The following is a 15,326-nucleotide window of genomic DNA, read 5'->3' as shown; positions in this document are numbered from 1 at the left end:
CCATATCCTATTAAATCTGCGGATAATAAGCGAATCATTTGCTCATATCTTCAAAAAAAGAAAAAGCTTCCTTAAACTGCTGTTTAAGGAAGCCTGTTTACGGTTATATAGTAAGTAACGATTTATTCAACGACTCTTCTCACAACGCCATTGAATGCTTTTTTCCAGTAAACATTGCTCATAGAGTCAACTGAAACACCGCGAGAGCTGTTATCGTTCAAGAATGTACCGTTTCCTAAGTAAATACCAACGTGTCCATTTACTTTATACGTATCAAAGAACACAAGGTCTCCGCGTTTCATGTCAGATGCACTTACAGCTCTTCCTTTACCTACAAGCGTATCTGTTGTTGTACCGCCAACTGGTCCAAGGTTGATGCCTGCTGATGCGAATGCCCAGCGAACGAATGAAGAACAGTCAAAACGACGTGCATCAATATCGGCTTGTGATCTGCCGCCGCCCCATTTATACGGAGATTGTCCAACGATGGTAGAACCTGTGCTGATTGCCCCTTCGATTCCGCCTACGTTACTGCTGACAGGTGATCCACCGCCAGAAGATGGCTTCTTGCTTGGTGAACTGCTGTTGTTATTATTATTTGAAGATCCACTGTTACTGTTATTTGAAGACGGGCTGCTGTCGTTAGTTGAGCTGTTGTCTTCCGCTTGAACACTCGCTTGACGCTGCTGTTGTCTTTGTGCTTTTTCTTCTTTTGCTTTTTGAGCTGCTTCTCTCGCTTCTTTTTCAGCTTGTTTTTGAGCAGCGATTGTTGCGTCTTTTTCAGATGCAATGCTGTTAGCCTCACTGTTTAACTCGCTGATTTCAGAAGATGCACTTCCCTTTTGCTTTTTCACTTGCTTGAATAGCTTGTCTTTTTCATCAAGCTGTTTATTCAAGTCTGTTTGAAGCGTTTCAAGCTTTGCAAGTGTCTTTTGAACATCTTCAAGCTTTGTGTTTAATTCGTTTTCAGACTTTTGAAGCTCAGCTTTGTCTTTTTCTTGCTCTTTAATGATTTCGCTGTCTGCGTTGATGAGTGTAGATACTGCACCTGCACGGCTGATGAAATCGCTAAAGCTTTTCGCTCCTAGTAATACATCTATGTATTTCGTAGAACCGCCGCTTTCTTGAAGCGCACGTACACGCTTTTTCAAGAACTTGTTTCTATCTTCAATACGTTTTTCAGTATCAGCAATTTCTTGTTTCAGTGCTTTGATTTCTTTTTTTGTTTTTTCATTTTCTTTTTGTTTTTCTTCGATTTGATCACTTGTTTTTAAAGCTTTCTCGTCAATTTCTTTTAGCTTTAGTGCAAGTGCCTCTTGTTTTGCTTCAAGCTTTGAAAGCTCATCTTTTTTCTTTTGAAGGTTTTTGTTGACCTCAGATTGCTTGCTGTCCAGCTCTTGTTTCTTTTGTTCAAAGTTCTGTGCGTTTGCTTCATGAGTAAATGGGATAAATAAACTGCTCGCTCCGATGACCGAAGCTAAACCGAAAGTAATAAACTTTTTCACGAATAGTTCCTCCTTTGACAATTTCCAAGCGACATGAGAAAGCAGCAAATTCTCTGCGGCCAATCTGTGCTATCTATGTCTTTCTTCCTGATTGATCAGTCAGATGTTGACCAGATTGTTTCTATCACTAGGTGTTTCATTATGTATAGTAAAATATCTAAATATATGTCTTTGTTTTAATCCACGATTTTCATTATACATGAGACATCGACAAAATGAGCTAATATTTTTATTACATTTATGTTTCAAAAACATGTCGTGATTGTCATACTTCGCCAAATCCTTGCAAATCCCACCTTTTTATCCAAGAAAAAAGCATGACCTTTTCGGCCATGCTGCAATCTGCTGAATCTATTTACCTATTTAATCAATTAACGTACAAATGACTTGTTCATATTTAGACAGTGTTTGAACGCTGATTTGAAAAGAGGCTGCAATCTCTTTTTTGCTCACAACTGATCCTTCTTGCTCCTGCATCCATAAATAATAAGATGCTGCTGCCCATGCAGGCGCATTTTTCTTATCTACGCCAGAAGCACGTGCCTGCTGAATAATATGGAATAACCAAAAATAAGGCATATGGCTGTCAGGCTGAACAGCTTCTTCCAAGCTGGATGCCGCCTGTTTTGCGAAAACCGCATCTTCTGAAAACGACCGCACTTCCATTTCATCTTCGTATAAGAGCAGTTCGATGAATTGCTGTTCGAAGGCTGTTTTCGCTGCGTGTGCATCAAGGACAGATTGAAGAACGTCACGTTCCCCTTTTTGTTTGCTCACATAGTACGCAGTCAGCCGCTCCTCAATGGAGACCATTGGCTCAGTCTCCTCGGGTTTATCCTGCCACGGCTTGATTTCATCTGCATCGATATCTTCTTCGACCATCTTATTCCAAACCGTTTGTGCAAGCGTTTTGTGGCCTGTATAATAAGCTGCGCTTGCGAGCCAGTATAAAAATGTACTATCTCCCTGAAAGCCTGTTTTGTACAAAGAATAAAGCCATTTAAAGGCCCATTCAAATTCTCCAACTAGGGCAAATGTTGCGCCAAGCTTATAACGCTGTTCACTTAATATTGGATACACGTGCGTTAATTGCTTCGCTAACGTATTGACCTTTTCTTCTTCTTTTTCATAATGATAGAAGACAAGCTGGTTGCAAAGGGCATGCAGATTACCCGGATTTTCATGAAGAACCCGGTTCAACATCTCTTTCGCCTGATGGATTTGACCAGAATAAAAATAGGCCAAAGCGAGATTATTATACGCTGACCAAAATTCTGGATACTCAACAATCATCTGTTCCAGCATTTCAATGGCTTCATCAAGCCTGCCGCTTTCTAGCAAGTGATTCGCTTGATCCTGCTTGACAATCAGGTCATCCTGATCGTAAGGAAAATCTTCGTCCTCTTCGTCGCTCATATCGAGCAGGTCGAGGAGATCGTCATTTTCATCTGCAAATTCCCCGTTCTCTTCCAATGAAGCATAGGCAGTAGCTGACTTATATGCCTCTTGAAAGAGTCCTAGATTCGCATAATTATTGGCTTTAAAATAGTGACACTCAGACATGTTTTCATCGATATGTTCAAGTATGAAATCAAGCAGTTCATTTGATTGTTGGTAATGACCCATTTCAGTATAAATAATGGCAAGCTGTGATAGCATTTCTACATTTTCAGGCTCAAGTACGATAGCCCGCTGTATCAGCTTACTCGCTTTAGATAGATTTCTTTCTCTATAAGCTTTTAGACCTTTATGAAAAAAGTAATGCCCATCTTGGAATAGCTGGACGACTTGTGTGTGATTATTTTGAGAAGTGTATTTACTCACCGATACCCTCCATTTCGAACAGTGTACCGTGTGTAGTATAACATACTTCACGAGTCGTCACATAGAACAAAAGAAAAGGAAGGATTTGTTTTTCACTCAAAAACAAAAAGCCAGAGGTGCCCCCGGCTTTTCACTCACCTTGATGACGCTTTTTTAATACTTTTAATACCTCATCAAGCGGCAATTGCTGTTCACGTAATAACACAAGCAGATGATACAGGAGATCGGCTGTTTCCCACTTCAATTCTTCTTGATCCCGGTTTTTCGCTGCAATGATGACCTCTGACGCTTCTTCCCCTACCTTTTTTAGGATTTTATCGACCCCTTTTTCAAATAGATAGGTTGTATAAGCGCCTTCTGGCATTTCTGTCTGACGTTTTGCAATCACCTGTTCAAGTTCATTTAAAATCGCAAAACGATCCTGCTCTTCCGTTTGAAGCTTCACGCCTTCTTCCGAAAAGCAGCTATAGCTGCCAGTATGGCAGGCTGGTCCACTTGGTGTGACAAGAACAAGCAGAGCATCTTTGTCACAGTCATATCGAATGGATGTGACTCGCTGAGTATGTCCAGATGTGGCGCCTTTGTGCCAAAGCTCGTTTCTCGACCGGCTGTAAAACCATGTTTCCCCTGTCTCCAGTGTTTTTTCATAGGATTCTTGATTCATATACGCCAATGTCAATACTTCCTTACTTTGAGCATCCTGTACAATTGCAGGTATCAGGCCTGCCTCATTAAAGGATAATTCGTTTGCCTGTTTCATCTGACCTTCACCCCGTGTTCTCTCAAGTATGTTTTTACTTCTTGAATTGAAGTCTCTTTATAATGGAAAATGGAGGCTGCTAATGCTGCATCAGCTTCTCCTTTTGTAAATGCCTCCAGCATATGCTGGGCATTGCCAGCGCCTCCCGAGGCAATGACAGGCACGGTGACGGCTTCTGACACAAGCTTTGTTAATCGATGATCAAAGCCTGTTTTCTCACCGTCGGCATCCATACTTGTCAGTAAAATCTCTCCTGCTCCCCTCAGCACGGCTTCTTTTGCCCAATCGCTGACCTCTATATCCGTTTGACGGCGCCCTCCGTGTGTGTAGACCATGTACTCTTTTTTCTCTTCATCGTACTTTGCATCTATTGCGACGACGATGCACTGGGAACCAAAGAAATCGGCGCCTTCTGAAATCAGTTCTGGTCTTAAAACTGCCGCTGTGTTCACAGATACTTTGTCTGCACCCGCTCTTAATATGCGCTTCATGTCATCAAGGTGGTTAATCCCGCCGCCTACCGTAAAAGGGATGGCAAGAGTGGACGCCACTTGCTTGACCACATCCACCATCGTTTTCCGGCCTTCATGAGAGGCAGAAATATCAAGAAAGACGAGTTCATCCGCCCCTTCCTCATCATACATCTGCGCTAATTCTACCGGATCACCAGCATCCTTTAAGCCGAGGAATTGCACCCCTTTGACCACACGCCCTTCCTTCACATCGAGACATGGAATGATTCGTTTTGTCATCATACGCGGTCAAGCCCTTCAATTGCTTCAGCTAAAGTAAACCGCTTCGTGTAAAGGGCCTTTCCAATGATCGCACCAGAAACACCTGACTGTTTTTGTGCTGACAGCTTTTGAAGATCAGCTAGCGCGCTTACACCACCTGAAGCAATGACTTGTTTGCCGGTAGCTTCCGCTAAGCGAACTGTACTTTCCACATTGGGGCCAGACAGCATGCCATCCATTTGAATATCCGTGAAAATAAAGACCTCCGCGCCTTCCTTTGCCAATTCTTTGCCGAGTTCCTCCGCCTTCACTTTCGACGTTTCAAGCCACCCCTCAGTCGATACAAAGCCATTTCGCGCATCGATCCCAATCGCTATTTTCTCCCCATATTGCGCAAGCATTTTTTTCACAAAGGCGGGATTAGAAACAGCGGAGCTGCCAAGGATGACTCTAGCTACACCATTGTTTATATAAAAGGCAACGTCTTCTTCAGTCCGAATGCCGCCGCCAATTTGTACATTCACATCTAAGGATGAAGCAATCGCCAGTACATGCTCATGATTGACGCGATTCCCTGCTTTCGCACCATCTAGGTCAACGAGATGAATCCACTTTGCTCCTTCATTTGCAAACCGCGCAGCCATATCAAGCGGCGAATCTCCATAAATGGTTTCTTGATCATAATCTCCTTGCACAAGCCGTACACATTTGCCATCTCTCATATCAATCGCTGGATACAATGTAAATTCACTCATTTGTTCACCCTCTGTTCGTTTGCTAATTGAATAAATTGTTTGAGCAGCGCCATTCCCGTTGTACTGCTTTTTTCAGGGTGAAACTGTGCGCCAAGCACATTCCCCTTGCCGACAACTGCTGGTACTTGAACGCCATAATCCGCACTTGCTAATTGCTCTTTTGGATTCATATCACTTACATAATAAGAGTGAACAAAGTACGCAAATCCTTCCGGTACACCATCAAACAATGGGGAGGGCTGATGAAATGTGAGCTCATTCCACCCCATATGAGGCACCTTCAGCCTTTGCCCATCCTGGTCGCGATCCTTTAAAAGAACGACACGCCCTTTTAACAGCCCCAAACCTTTCGTACGTCCTGCCTCTTCACTTTCTTCAAATAACAGCTGCATCCCGAGACAAATACCAAATAGCAGCTTTCCTTCCTGCACAACTTGGTGGATAAACTCTTCAAGTCCTGTCTGTTTTAACAGCTGCATCGCATCACGAAACGAACCGACCCCAGGCAAAATATAAGCATCTGCCTTTTTGAGCTCCTCCACATCAGAGGAGACGATATAACTGGCACCTGCTCGTTCCAGTGCTTTTGATACGCTGAACAAATTTCCCATTCCGTAATCAATGACTCCGATCATTAGAGCATCCCCTTTGTCGAAGGAATCCCTTTCACACGTGGATCAATGGTTGTTGCCTCATCTAGGGCACGTGCCATCGCTTTAAAAATGGCTTCAATTATATGGTGCGTATTGGTTCCGTAGTGAACAATCACATGAAGATTTATACGAGCTTCTAGCGCAAACTTCCAAAGAAACTCATGCACGAGCTCTGTATCAAAGGTACCGACCTTTTGACTTGGAAAGGCCGCTCTCATTTCCAAATGAGGGCGATTGCTTAAGTCGACCACGACCTGGGCAAGCGTTTCATCCATCGGAACAAAGCTGGAGCCATACCGCTTAATTCCCTTTTTATCACCTAACGCTTCCTTAAACATTTGCCCAAGCACGATGCCGATATCTTCTGTTGTGTGGTGATCATCAACATCCGTATCTCCTTTCGCATCGACGGTCAAATTAAAGTGTCCATGCTTCGTAAATAAATCAAGCATGTGTGTCATAAAAGGGACATCTGTTTGAATATCTGCTTTTCCTTCCCCATCAATCTCTAACGCTAACGAAATATTCGTTTCATTTGTTTGTCTCGCTGTTTCCGCCTGTCTCATGACGATTCCTCCCGCTTTCTCGATTCAATCGACCTTGCATGCGCTTCGAGCCCTTCTAATCTGGCAAAAGCCGCAATGCTATCCCTGTGTGTCTCAAAGGCTTCTTGACTATATGAAATAATGCTCGTTTTCTTTTGAAAATCAGTCACACCAAGCGGGCTGGAGAATCTAGCTGTTCCGTTGGTTGGCAGCACGTGATTTGGTCCTGCAAAATAATCTCCCACCGGCTCAGGGCTATAACGCCCTAAAAAAATCGCCCCTGCATGCTTGATTTGACCAAGAAGTGATTCTGGATATGCTGTCAGCACTTCTAAATGCTCTGGCGCTAACTGGTTGACGACGTCTACTGCACGATCCATGGAATCTGTCACGTATATACGGCCATGATTTTGTATGGATTGTGCGGCGATTGATTTTCTTGGCAAGGTGTCCAGCTGCGCTTGCACCTCAGCCTGCACGTTTTCAGCAAGTGTCTTAGACGGTGTCACCAAAACACTAGATGCCAGCGCATCATGTTCTGCCTGCGAAAGTAAATCAGCCGCTACCTCATGTGCCGATGCCGTATCGTCTGCTAGAACCGCAATTTCACTTGGACCGGCAATCATATCAATGTCTACTAGGCCAAATACTTCCCGCTTTGCCAGGGCTACATATATGTTGCCTGGACCTGTGATTTTATCAACAGACTGGATGCTTTCTGTTCCATAGGCAAGTGCCGCAATCGCCTGCGCACCGCCCATTTTATACATCTCAGAAATACCGAGCTCCTTTGCAGCAACGAGTACAGCATCTGAAAGATGCCCATCTTTCCCTGGGGGTGTCACAAGGACAATTCGCTCAACACCAGCGACAAGCGCCGGAATCACATTCATTAAAACAGATGATGGATAAGCAGCTGTTCCGCCGGGGACATACACACCGACTGCATCGAGCGGTGTCACCTTTTGTCCGAGCATCGAGCCATCCTGCTGGTGATAAAACCAAGAGGATGTCAGCTGACGCTCATGGTATGTGCGAATATGACGGATAGCCGTTTGGATCACCTGAATCATGGCTGGGTCCATGCGTTCGGAGGCTTTTGTCATTTCCTCCTCTGTGACAAGCGGATCTTCAAGCAGCACTCCATCAAATTGCTTTGTAAAAGATTGTACCGCTTGATCACCATTTAACCTCACTTCTTGTATAATGCGCTGAACAGCCAGGCGCTGCTCTTCCGTGCCTGTATCTAAAGTCCGCTTGAGTGAGAGTGTCTCTGTCTCACCTTCTTGTATATAGGTGATGTTCATGATGTTTCCTCCCCTTCAATGATTCTTGCAAGGCGCTGCGCCATTTCATCGATCACCGCATCCTTCATCCGATAGCTCACAGGATTGACAATAAACCGTGACGTAATATCACAAATATGCTCCGTTTCAACAAGTCCATTTTCCTTGAGTGTTTGACCTGTAGAGACAATGTCAACAATACGATCGGCGAGTCCGATGAGCGGTGCTAATTCAATTGAACCATTCAGCTTAATGATCTCCACCTGCTCCCCTTGTTCTCTAAAATAGGAAGATGCGACATTTGGGTACTTTGTTGCCACACGCGGCGCGACACCGCCCCAGCTGGCTCCCGGTAATCCGGCAACCGCTAAATGGCATTTGCTGATGTTTAAATCGAGCACTTCGTACACATCACGAGCTTCTTCGAGCATAACATCCTTCCCTGCAATGCCAACATCTGCTACACCGTGCTCTACATAAGTCGTCACATCCATTGGCTTCGCTAAAATAAAGCGGAGGTTTTCTTCCGGTACATCAATGATTAACTTTCTTGAATCCTCGAATTCCTCTGGCAGCTGATATCCCGCCTGTCTTAACAACCCAGCTGCTTCTTCAAATATCCGGCCCTTTGGCATCGCCATCGTCAACACTTTACCCATTTGACTCTCCCTTTCTAGCGCCGATAAAATAAGTCACCTGCTCAAATGCCTTGGTCATCGCGTCAATATTTTCAATCCCTGCTAAGTCTTGCAGGACGATCTTTTTCCCTTTTGACCGCTCCTTTTCTGCAAAAGCAAAAGCCTCCAGCCGTTGTTCTTTACTAAAAATCACTGCCTCCTGCGGCTCATTGATTTCTTTTGCATCAAGCGCTTCAAGCAGACGGTCTAATCGAAGTCCGAATCCTGTAGCTGGTGCAGGTGCATCAAAATGAGCCAGCAATTGGTCATATCTGCCGCCACTTCCGATGACTGACCCAACATGATCTGCAAATACTTCAAACAAAATGCCCGTGTAGTAGCTCATATGACTCACCATGCTTAAATCTAAACGGATATATTCTGTACAGCCGTAATCTTCAAGTGTTTCCCAAAGCGATTTTAACTGTGTGAGCACCTCTTTTCCCTCTTGTGAAACGACGATTTCCTTTGCCCGCTCTGTGACTTCCTGGCCGCCTCTTAACTCTAAAAGCTGTAACAGCCTCGTTTTATCGATGGAGGAGAGTGGCAATTGCTTCACATGCTGGCGGTATCCTACATAATTCTTTTCATATAAGAATCGGCGGAGGACGTTTGCACGCTCTGTATTTCCCAATACATCTACAAATAACGTCTCTGCTAAAGCGACATGCCCGATCGCGATTTTGAAGGACTTTAGCCCGGCATTTTTTAATGCAAATACGACAAGCGCGATCACTTCAGCATCTGCACTAATCGACCCATCACCAATCAACTCAATTCCGACCTGCTCAAATTCTGATGGCCTTCCGCCTTCTCTTTCCTGCGCCCGGAACACATTGGCCGCATACCCAACGCGAAGCGGATACGCCTGTTCATGAAGCTTTGAAGCCGCCACTCTCGCAATAGGTCCCGTCATATCAGGTCTGAGTACAAGGGTTTGCCCGTTCTGATCTAAAAGCTTAAAGAGCTGTGTATCTGTAATCGCCGATTGAACACCGACTGTATCGTAAAATTCAAGCGTTGGTGTCTCCATCAAACGATAACCCCAGCCATTCATGACCTCTGTTAATGAATGTCTCACTTTTTTCTTCGTCTCATACAACCCTGGTAATGAATCCCGCATACCATATGGTTTCTCAAACATAAACATGCTCTTCTGCACCTCCAACACATTAAAACAAAAAATTCCGAATCCTTTAGTTCGCTAATATGATAATATGCTAACAAAATAAAGTAATTAAATCAATCATTTTTATTTTCTCTCTATTTTCATGAAAAATTTGTGGAATTATTACATTCAAGTGACACCTGTCCCTTTTCTGCATGTTTGATAAAAGAACGTGATATAATACTTAAAAATATTGAATAACACAGGAGATTACAGTGAAGTTCATCCAGACATTAATCTTAACTTTGTTGTGCGCATGCCTTGTTTATTTCGGCTTTATATACGTGACACAAATCGACCAAGTCAAGAAGGCAGCTTCACCACACGAAGCAGCCAAAGAAAAAGAAAACGATACGGCACTCGCAGCTGAAGAAACACGATCAACGAAAAAAACAGACAACACATATTCTTCTTTAAAAGGAAGCAAAAAAGCCATGGATGTCATCCTCTACAATCAAATGGATGCCCCAAAGCTTTATAATGGATGCGAAGTCACAAGCTTAGCGATGCTTCTTCATTACAGCGGCTATGAGCAAGTGACAAAAGACGCATTGGCAAATGAAATCAAACGTGTTCCGCTCAATTATGAAAATGGCTTAAAAGGAGACCCGCATGACGGGTTTGTAGGCGATATGGAGAATGGACCAGGTCTTGGTGTTTACCATGAACCTATTTATCAGCTTGCGAAAAAATATGCGGGCGCTCAAGTCGTCGATTTAAGTGGAAAACCTGTCAAAAAGGGCATCTATCAATCACTTGAAAAAGGGTATCCTGTTTGGGTGATTACCACATCCACCTTCGACAAAATAGATAACATCGAAACATGGAATACACCAAATGGCAAAATAGATGTGAGCTTTAATATGCATAGCGTGGTCATCACGGGCTATGACAAGGAACATGTCTACCTAAATAACCCATACGGTGAAAAGAATCAAAAAGTCGATCGCAATCAGTTTGAGGATTCTTGGGAACAGATGGGCCGGCAGGCGATTATCATTAAAGCGTAGAACACCTTTCTCATTGAAAACATGAAAAAACATCCTCTAGCCGTATAGAGGATGTTTTTTTCATGATGATCTTTCTAGTATTTCCTTCAGGCGGTCTTCAAGCTTTGCAGCTGTCATTACTCCTCCGCCTACAATGAAGTATTCAACCTTTTTTTAGTAAAAATGAGAGATAATTCTTGATCGTTAGACTTCTCACTCATCGTTTTTAGCGGCAGTGAAACGACTTATTCTGCTTCAGATACAACGGTAAAACGTTCTCCAACATGGGCAGCCTGCTCAATTTCATCGACAAGGGCAATGGCGTAGTCGGCATAGCTCACATAGCTGTCACCTTTAGAATTGACAATCAGCTGGTCTTTCCCTTTCACATAAGAACCTGTGCGTTTGCCTTCTGGGTCAAAGAATGCAGCAGGGCTGAGGAAAGTCCATTTTAATCCTTCGGTCTGTTGAAGATCTTTTAGGTTTTCACCTTGCTGTGAAGCAGTCGCCACATACTCCTTTGGAAATTCTGGTGTATCAACAAGTCTTGTTGTTTGAGCCTCATCAACAAATAGACTGCCTGCTCCGCCCACAACGATTAAACGCGTATCGGGTACCTCTTTCAAAATATCAATAAGCTTTTTCCCAGCCTCTACGTGAAGGTGCTCTTGTCCAGCAGGTGCACCAAATGCATTGACGATGACATCAAAGCCTTTGATGTCTTCTGCTTGTAAATGAAACACATCCTTCTCGATAACAGCTACGGATGAATCTGTCACCTTTTGTGCATCTCGAACGATGGCTGTCACTTCATGTCCTCTAGATTGAGCCTCTTTTACAATTTCCTGTCCTGCTTTACCTGTAGCGCCAATAATACCAATCTTCATATGAATTCCTCCTGTAAAATGATTTTATTTAATAAATAAAGGTGTAACAATTATAGTTACAACAGAGGTAAAAAAAATTGAATAATCATCCAATTTTTTTGATTAACAAATGCGTTAGTTCACTTAATTTGATCTCAGCAAGCACTTGCTCCATCGCACTTTGAGCGCGGCACAAGATTAACTCAAGCACAGCCTGAATATTTGCACCGATCGGACAGTCAGGATTTGGGCTTTCATGGATTTGAAACAACTCTCCCTCATCCACGACTTCAACCGCTTTATACACATCAAGCAGCGTGATGTCGTCTTCACTGCGGTTCAACTGAGAACCACCTTTGCCAAGACTCGTTGAGATTAGGCCTGCTTTTTTTAATTTACTCATAATGCGGCGGATGACCACTGGGTTTGTATTCACACTTCCCGCGATATCCTCCGATGTCTGTAATGATCCTTTTTCAAGTGATAGCAAGGCCAGAATATGGACAGCGACAGTGAATCTGCTGCTGATTTTCATGTTTTCTCACCTCTGTTGTAATCATTATAGTTACACCATAACATATTGTCAACAAAAAAGTCTGCCGAGCTACTCAGCAGACGTAGATTGACGTGCTTTCATTTCTTCTTTCGTATAAATCATGCGCATTGGATTTCCTCCAACAAATGAGCCCGCTGGAACATCCTTATGAACAAGTGTACCAGCCGATACGATCGCCCCATCCCCAATGGTTACACCAGGTAAAATGGTTGAATTGGCTCCAATTAAGACTTCATCACCAATATAGACTTCCCCAAGTCTGTATTCTTTAATCAAATACTCATGGGACAAGATGGTCGTGTTATAGCCAATCACACTATTTCGACCGACCGTGATTTTCTCAGGAAACATGAGATCCACCATGACCATTAAGGCAAACGCTGTATCCTCGCCGACCTTCATACGAAGAAAGGTTCGGTATATCCAATTTTTCATTCCCATAAAAGGCGTGTACCGTGCTATTTGAATGAAAATAAAGTTTTTCACCACTTTGAAAAAGGGAACCGTCCGATAGACTTGTCGTAACGAATTGACCCCTTTTACAGAATAACGATCTGTTTTTCTCAACTCAATCAGCTCCAACAATCGCCAGGAGATCACTCATTTTCTTCAGCATGAAATCAGGGCGATGCTTTAAAAGGGCCTCTTCTCCCTTAATCGTCCAAGCAACACCTGCTGTTTTTGTCCCTGCCGCTTGACCAGACAAAATATCGTGATAATTATCGCCGACCATCACCGCTTCATGCGGATCACTGCCAAGCTTGGATAATGCCAGCTGGACAGGTTCTGGATGCGGCTTCTCATTTTGGACATCATCGAGCGTCACAATCACCTCAAAGAATGGCTCTAAACCTGTCAGCTTCAAACCCATTAAAACCGTATCACGTATTTTTGTTGTGACTATCCCAAGTTTAAATCCTTGATCCTGCAGGACTTTCAATGTATCTAAAACAGTCTCATATTCAGTCACAAGCAGATCATGCTGTTGATGATTAAACGTTCGATACATCTGAATCATATCATCCGTTAGCTCAGGGTCCATCGCAGAGAATGTATCAAACAATGATGGACCAATGAAATGAAGGATCTCTTCACGGCTGTACTGACCAGGATAATAATGATCAAGCGTATGTTGAAATGAAGCAATAATTAATTCATTCGTATTGATTAATGTGCCATCTAAATCAAATAGCACGGTGTTAATAGTTGATTCGTTCATATGGCTTCCTTTCTAACAGCTGCAAGCTCCCGCTTCCGCCAAATATAGCTAATGGCAGCTGTTAATAAAATAGCAGATATCAGACGGATGACAAGAAGCGGCCACACAGGAATCCCAAGTGGAATAAATATCAGCGTATCTTCGACCACTGCATGGCAGGCAACAAGGAAAATGAAAGCAAGGGTTAAATCCTTTTTACTCACGCCGTCCTCTTCCACTGCCTTCATCATCACGCCGGCTCCGTATGCCAGACCGATGGTTAATCCAGCTACCATTGTCATCGACGTATTTTCTTTCATTCCAAGCATTCTCGTAAATGGAGACAGCCACTTAGACAGCGTATGGAGCCATCCTAAATCTCTCATGAATTGAATGATGATCATGAGAGGGATGACGATACAGGCGAGCTGGACCACACCGAGTACGGCTTTTTGTAAAGCGAGAAGGACAATCATGTACCAGCTGGAAGGCACATCAGCCGGCTGAGCTGCCGTCAGCAGTCCATATTGTGCCGGCTCCTGGCCTCCCTGCCAAACGAGATGAATGACAATAGCCGAAATAACAGCAAGGCTGATTCTGACCAGCAAAATGATAGACACTCTGAGTCCAACCTTTGCTGCCACTGTCGATTCGATGATCAGGTTATGGCAAAAGGACAGCATCACGGCCAAAATGAACACTTCCTTCACAGGAAGATCTAGTGTCAGAATGGCGGCTATGCCCGCATACAAGTTCAGCACATTTCCTAATACAAGCGGAATGGCCGCTTCTCCTGAAAGACCAAACAACCCCATAAATGGCCGTATGAATTGTATGATCCAATTCATAACAGGCGTATGCTGCAAGATACTGACGAGAATGGTAACCGGAAAGATGACTTTTCCAAGTGTCCAAGTTGTCGATAGCCCTGCTTTTAAGCCGCTTTTCCATGTCTCTCCCATCTCTTCTGATCCCCCCCTGCTTAATTCGATGAGTTGTTCTCTTTATAAGGAATCGATGCGTATCCTTTCATTCTTCTAAAGATCATCAGCAGAACAGCCACTGCAAAAATGGCAATCGAAATCATTTGAGCGATTCGTAGATGTTCTGTCAGCATCAAGCTGTCCGTTCTCATCCCTTCAATGAAGAAACGACCGATTGAATACCAGATTAAATAAGACAAGAAGATTTCGCCTCTGCGCAGCGATGTTCTGCGTAATAAAATCAAGATCACAACACCGGCAAGATTCCATAATGATTCGTATAAGAACGTTGGGTGATAATAGGTCCCATCAATATACATTTGATTAATGATAAACTCTGGCAGATGCAAATTCTCTAAAAAGGCTCTTGAAACAGCCTCACCATGCGCTTCCTGGTTAATAAAGTTCCCCCAGCGACCAATTGCCTGCGCTAGTAAAATACTAGGTGCTGCTACATCGGCTATTTTCCAGAAGGACACCTTTTTCACTTTTGTAAAGACGATCGCTGTCAGCACAGCACCTATCAGCCCGCCATGAATAGCAATTCCGCCATTCCAAATCTTAATGATTTCATTTGGATGCTGCTGATAGTAATCCCATTCGAAGGATACATAATAAATTCGTGCACAAATAATGGCTATTGGAATCGCAAATAAGATTAAGTCAATAAACGTATCTTTATTGATTCCTCTCTTCTCACATTCTCTCAGTGCGAGCCAGAGTCCCAGCAAGGCTCCGACCCCAATGATCACACCATACCAATGAACCGAAATAGGTCCGAGCTGAAAAGCAATCGGATCAATTGGCTGAATCGCTTCGTTCATATA

General features: G+C 43.5%; 17 protein-coding genes. 1 reads left to right on the top strand and 16 read right to left on the bottom strand.

Going from position 1 to position 15,326, the window contains the following annotated elements; translation table 11 throughout:
• Nucleotides 1-122: 122 nt before the first annotated feature.
• From C6Y07_RS10390 to C6Y07_RS10345, 10 genes are all read right to left on the bottom strand, one after another.
• Nucleotides 123-1,505: a C40 family peptidase gene (locus C6Y07_RS10390; RefSeq protein WP_060597352.1), complete on the bottom strand. Its 1,383-nt coding sequence runs from the start codon at nucleotides 1,503-1,505 to the stop codon at nucleotides 123-125.
• Nucleotides 1,506-1,868: 363 nt separating this feature from the next.
• Entirely contained in the window at nucleotides 1,869-3,329 is a 1,461-nt protein-coding gene (locus tag C6Y07_RS10385) for a tetratricopeptide repeat protein (protein ID WP_106156664.1), read from the bottom strand.
• A gap of 130 nt (nucleotides 3,330-3,459) precedes the next feature.
• Nucleotides 3,460-4,089 (bottom strand): bifunctional phosphoribosyl-AMP cyclohydrolase/phosphoribosyl-ATP diphosphatase HisIE, encoded by a 630-nt coding sequence (gene hisIE / locus C6Y07_RS10380; protein WP_034660080.1) that lies wholly within the window; start codon nucleotides 4,087-4,089, stop codon nucleotides 3,460-3,462.
• Nucleotides 4,086-4,844, bottom strand: coding sequence for an imidazole glycerol phosphate synthase subunit HisF (gene hisF / locus C6Y07_RS10375; protein ID WP_060597354.1), 759 nt, complete (start codon nucleotides 4,842-4,844; stop codon nucleotides 4,086-4,088). Before hisF ends, hisIE begins: the two co-directional genes overlap by 4 nt.
• The gene (gene hisA / locus C6Y07_RS10370; protein WP_060597355.1) at nucleotides 4,841-5,578 is read right to left on the bottom strand and encodes a 1-(5-phosphoribosyl)-5-[(5-phosphoribosylamino)methylideneamino]imidazole-4-carboxamide isomerase; all 738 of its coding nucleotides are present in this window, start codon (nucleotides 5,576-5,578) and stop codon (nucleotides 4,841-4,843) included. Before hisA ends, hisF begins: the two co-directional genes overlap by 4 nt.
• Nucleotides 5,575-6,213, bottom strand: coding sequence for an imidazole glycerol phosphate synthase subunit HisH (hisH, locus tag C6Y07_RS10365; protein ID WP_034660083.1), 639 nt, complete (start codon nucleotides 6,211-6,213; stop codon nucleotides 5,575-5,577). Before hisH ends, hisA begins: the two co-directional genes overlap by 4 nt.
• Nucleotides 6,213-6,797: an imidazoleglycerol-phosphate dehydratase HisB gene (hisB, locus tag C6Y07_RS10360; RefSeq protein ID WP_106036493.1), complete on the bottom strand. Its 585-nt coding sequence runs from the start codon at nucleotides 6,795-6,797 to the stop codon at nucleotides 6,213-6,215. Before hisB ends, hisH begins: the two co-directional genes overlap by 1 nt.
• Complete coding sequence (gene hisD / locus C6Y07_RS10355; RefSeq protein WP_060597356.1) at nucleotides 6,794-8,083, bottom strand: histidinol dehydrogenase; 1,290 nt, start codon at nucleotides 8,081-8,083, stop codon at nucleotides 6,794-6,796. The genes hisB and hisD overlap by 4 nt, the downstream gene beginning before the upstream one ends.
• On the bottom strand, nucleotides 8,080-8,721 hold the full coding sequence (gene hisG / locus C6Y07_RS10350; RefSeq protein WP_003213329.1) for an ATP phosphoribosyltransferase: 642 nt from the start codon (nucleotides 8,719-8,721) through the stop codon (nucleotides 8,080-8,082). The genes hisD and hisG overlap by 4 nt, the downstream gene beginning before the upstream one ends.
• Nucleotides 8,714-9,889 (bottom strand): ATP phosphoribosyltransferase regulatory subunit, encoded by a 1,176-nt coding sequence (locus C6Y07_RS10345; protein WP_034660086.1) that lies wholly within the window; start codon nucleotides 9,887-9,889, stop codon nucleotides 8,714-8,716. Before C6Y07_RS10345 ends, hisG begins: the two co-directional genes overlap by 8 nt.
• Before the next feature lie 233 nt (nucleotides 9,890-10,122).
• Here C6Y07_RS10345 and C6Y07_RS10340 point away from each other — a divergent pair, with 233 nt between their 5' ends.
• Nucleotides 10,123-10,917, top strand: coding sequence for a C39 family peptidase (locus C6Y07_RS10340; RefSeq protein WP_106156662.1), 795 nt, complete (start codon nucleotides 10,123-10,125; stop codon nucleotides 10,915-10,917).
• A 224-nt stretch (nucleotides 10,918-11,141) separates the two neighbouring features.
• Here the strand turns inward: C6Y07_RS10340 and C6Y07_RS10335 are convergent, their stop codons facing one another.
• From C6Y07_RS10335 to lgt, 6 genes are all read right to left on the bottom strand, one after another.
• Entirely contained in the window at nucleotides 11,142-11,783 is a 642-nt protein-coding gene (locus C6Y07_RS10335; RefSeq protein ID WP_066031704.1) for an NAD(P)-dependent oxidoreductase, read from the bottom strand.
• A gap of 85 nt (nucleotides 11,784-11,868) precedes the next feature.
• Nucleotides 11,869-12,297, bottom strand: a complete 429-nt coding sequence (locus C6Y07_RS10330; protein ID WP_060597360.1) for an Rrf2 family transcriptional regulator — start codon at nucleotides 12,295-12,297, stop codon at nucleotides 11,869-11,871.
• A 69-nt stretch (nucleotides 12,298-12,366) separates the two neighbouring features.
• Nucleotides 12,367-12,885, bottom strand: a complete 519-nt coding sequence (locus tag C6Y07_RS10325; protein ID WP_106036490.1) for an acyltransferase — start codon at nucleotides 12,883-12,885, stop codon at nucleotides 12,367-12,369.
• 1 nt (nucleotide 12,886) lies between these two features.
• Complete coding sequence (gene ppaX, locus C6Y07_RS10320; RefSeq protein WP_106030541.1) at nucleotides 12,887-13,537, bottom strand: pyrophosphatase PpaX; 651 nt, start codon at nucleotides 13,535-13,537, stop codon at nucleotides 12,887-12,889.
• Nucleotides 13,534-14,478, bottom strand: a complete 945-nt coding sequence (locus C6Y07_RS10315; RefSeq protein ID WP_060597362.1) for a nucleoside recognition domain-containing protein — start codon at nucleotides 14,476-14,478, stop codon at nucleotides 13,534-13,536. The genes ppaX and C6Y07_RS10315 overlap by 4 nt, the downstream gene beginning before the upstream one ends.
• A 20-nt stretch (nucleotides 14,479-14,498) precedes the next feature.
• The gene (gene lgt / locus C6Y07_RS10310; protein WP_106036488.1) at nucleotides 14,499-15,323 is read right to left on the bottom strand and encodes a prolipoprotein diacylglyceryl transferase; all 825 of its coding nucleotides are present in this window, start codon (nucleotides 15,321-15,323) and stop codon (nucleotides 14,499-14,501) included.
• Between the last annotated feature and the right edge of the window lie 3 nt (nucleotides 15,324-15,326).

This window comes from Bacillus sp. LNXM12-1 (assembly GCF_003004375.1).
Taxonomy (GTDB): Bacteria; Bacillota; Bacilli; order Bacillales; family Bacillaceae; genus Bacillus.
The sequence above is the reverse complement of the archived record's forward strand: the minus strand, read 5'-3'. Positions and strand labels throughout refer to the sequence as shown.

What these genes read in the sequence shown, in the direction of transcription:
- hisIE (WP_034660080.1), bottom strand. Translation starts at nt 4,089, where the DNA reads ATGAAACAGGCAAACGAATTATCCTTTAATGAGGCAGGCCTGATACCT.
- hisF (WP_060597354.1), bottom strand. Translation starts at nt 4,844, where the DNA reads ATGATGACAAAACGAATCATTCCATGTCTCGATGTGAAGGAAGGGCGT.
- hisA (WP_060597355.1), bottom strand. Translation starts at nt 5,578, where the DNA reads ATGAGTGAATTTACATTGTATCCAGCGATTGATATGAGAGATGGCAAA.
- hisH (WP_034660083.1), bottom strand. Translation starts at nt 6,213, where the DNA reads ATGATCGGAGTCATTGATTACGGAATGGGAAATTTGTTCAGCGTATCA.
- hisB (WP_106036493.1), bottom strand. Translation starts at nt 6,797, where the DNA reads ATGAGACAGGCGGAAACAGCGAGACAAACAAATGAAACGAATATTTCG.
- hisD (WP_060597356.1), bottom strand. Translation starts at nt 8,083, where the DNA reads ATGAACATCACCTATATACAAGAAGGTGAGACAGAGACACTCTCACTC.
- hisG (WP_003213329.1), bottom strand. Translation starts at nt 8,721, where the DNA reads ATGGGTAAAGTGTTGACGATGGCGATGCCAAAGGGCCGGATATTTGAA.
- C6Y07_RS10345 (WP_034660086.1), bottom strand. Translation starts at nt 9,889, where the DNA reads ATGTTTATGTTTGAGAAACCATATGGTATGCGGGATTCATTACCAGGG.
- C6Y07_RS10335 (WP_066031704.1), bottom strand. Translation starts at nt 11,783, where the DNA reads ATGAAGATTGGTATTATTGGCGCTACAGGTAAAGCAGGACAGGAAATT.
- C6Y07_RS10330 (WP_060597360.1), bottom strand. Translation starts at nt 12,297, where the DNA reads ATGAAAATCAGCAGCAGATTCACTGTCGCTGTCCATATTCTGGCCTTG.
- ppaX (WP_106030541.1), bottom strand. Translation starts at nt 13,537, where the DNA reads ATGAACGAATCAACTATTAACACCGTGCTATTTGATTTAGATGGCACA.
- C6Y07_RS10315 (WP_060597362.1), bottom strand. Translation starts at nt 14,478, where the DNA reads ATGGGAGAGACATGGAAAAGCGGCTTAAAAGCAGGGCTATCGACAACT.
- lgt (WP_106036488.1), bottom strand. Translation starts at nt 15,323, where the DNA reads ATGAACGAAGCGATTCAGCCAATTGATCCGATTGCTTTTCAGCTCGGA.